The 1,991-nt window shown below is 74.6% G+C and carries 1 protein-coding gene; it reads left to right on the top strand.

Going from position 1 to position 1,991, the window contains the following annotated elements; translation table 11 throughout:
• Positions 1–104 precede the first annotated feature (104 nt).
• Positions 105–1,841, top strand: a complete 1,737-nt coding sequence (locus tag L3K22_RS16575) for a dihydroxyacetone kinase family protein (RefSeq protein WP_263312364.1) — start codon at positions 105–107, stop codon at positions 1,839–1,841.
• Positions 1,842–1,991 lie beyond the last annotated feature (150 nt).

The following is a 1,991-nucleotide window of genomic DNA, read 5'->3' as shown; positions in this document are numbered from 1 at the left end:
CGGCCCGCCGCCGGCCCCGCGGCCGCCGTGTCCGCCCGGCGCCGGCCCGACGGCCGCCGCACATGCCCCCATCCGCACCGACCCCGCCGATCCGGAGAGACCCGATGACCTACCTGTTCGATGACCCCCAGACCTTCCCCTCCGACGCCGTCGAGGGCCTGGTCGCCGCGCACCCCGAGGAGCTGCTGCGCGTCCACGGCGGCGTGGTGCGCGCGAAGCGGACCCCCGCCGGGCAGCCCGCGCTCGTCGTCGGCGGCGGGTCCGGCCACTACCCGGCCTTCGCCGGCTGGGTCGGCCCCGGCTTCGCCCACGGCGCGCCCTGCGGGAACATCTTCTCCTCGCCGTCCTCCGACCAGGTGTACTCGGTCGCGAAGAACGCCGAGAACGGCGGCGGCGTGATCCTCGGCTTCGGCCACTACGCCGGGGACGTGCTCCACTTCGGCGTCGCCGCCGAGAAGCTGCGCGCCGAGGGCATCGACGTGCGCATCGTCGCCGTCAGCGACGACATCGCCTCCGGCCGCGAGGGCGAGCACCGTGACCGCCGCGGCATCGCCGGCGACCTGCCCGTCTTCAAGGTCGCCGGGGCCGCGATCCAGGCCGGCGCCGACCTCGACGACGCCGAGCGCCTCGCCTGGAAGGCGAACGACGCCACCCGCTCCCTCGGCGTCGCCTTCGACGGCTGCACCCTGCCCGGCGCGGAGGACGCGCTCTTCCACGTCCCCGAGGGACGGATGGCGATCGGCCTGGGCATCCACGGCGAGCCCGGCATCGACGAGCAGCCCATGCCGAGCGCGAAGGAGCTCGCGAAGGTCCTGGTCGACGGCGTGCTCGGCGAGACCCCCGAGCTCGCCTCGGACCGCGTCGCCGTGGTGCTGAACGGCCTGGGAACCGTGAAGTACGAGGAGATGTTCGTGGTGTGGAAGCACGCCTCGCAGCTCCTGCAGGAGGCGGGGCTGACCATCGTGCGCCCCGAGGTGGGCGAGCACGTCACCAGCCTCGACATGGCGGGCCTGTCCCTGACCGTGATGCGCCTGGACGAGGAGCTCGAGCAGCACTGGCTCGCCGCCGCCGACGCCCCCGCCTTCCGCCGCGGCGGCACCGTCGAGGGCGATCTCGGCACCGAGCGCACCGAGATCTACACCCCCGGCGAGGACCCGATCCCGGACGCGTCCGACGAGTCGAAGGAGTCGGCGCAGCGGATCGCCGGGATCCTCGCCGACGTCGAGGCGCTGCTGGTCGAGCTCGAGCCGGAGCTCGGCCGGATGGACGCGATCGCCGGCGACGGCGACCACGGCCAGGGCATGGTGCTCGGCGCGAAGGCCGCCCGCAGGGCCGCCGACCGGGTGATCGCCGGCGGCTGCGGCGCCCGCACCGTCCTCGTCCAGGCCGGTGCGGCCTGGTCCGCCGAGGCCGGCGGCACCTCCGGCGCGCTGTGGGGCGCGGCGCTGACCAGTCTCGGCAGCGCCTTCTCCGACGACGCGCCCGTCTCCGGCGAGCACCTGCTCACCGGCCTGGTCCAGGCGGTCGAGGCCGTCGAACGGCTCGGCGGGGCGAAGCCCGGCGACAAGACCATGGTCGATGCGGCCGTGCCCTTCCGCGAGGCGATCGCCCTCGCCCGGGCCACGGGCGCCGAGAAGGGCGACGGCGCCGCCGCCTCCGCCTCCCGGACGGTCGAGACCGCGGCGGCCCGCGCCGTCGAGGCGGCCGAGGCCACCGCGGACATCTCCGCGACCCTGGGCCGCGCCCGCAACCACGGCGACAAGTCCGTGGGCACCCCCGACCCCGGCGCGATCTCGTTCTCGAAGATCGTCACGCTGCTGGCCGAGAAGCTCTCGGCCTGATCCCCGGGCCCGGACGGCCCTGTCTGCCTTTCACTACTCGTACTACCCACCTCAGGAGGACATCATGGGTTTCACCATCGTCACCGGTTCCGACAACGCCGGCTACGGCCACAAGTCCGCGCTCAAGGAGCTGCTCGAGAACGATCCCCG

This window comes from Brachybacterium atlanticum (assembly GCF_025669985.1).
GTDB lineage: Bacteria > Actinomycetota > Actinomycetes > Actinomycetales > Dermabacteraceae > Brachybacterium > Brachybacterium conglomeratum.
This window is presented reverse-complemented; position numbering and strand designations above follow the sequence as displayed.

Coding starts and splice junctions, on each gene's coding strand:
- L3K22_RS16575 (WP_263312364.1), top strand. CDS start 105: ATGACCTACCTGTTCGATGACCCCCAGACCTTCCCCTCCGACGCCGTC.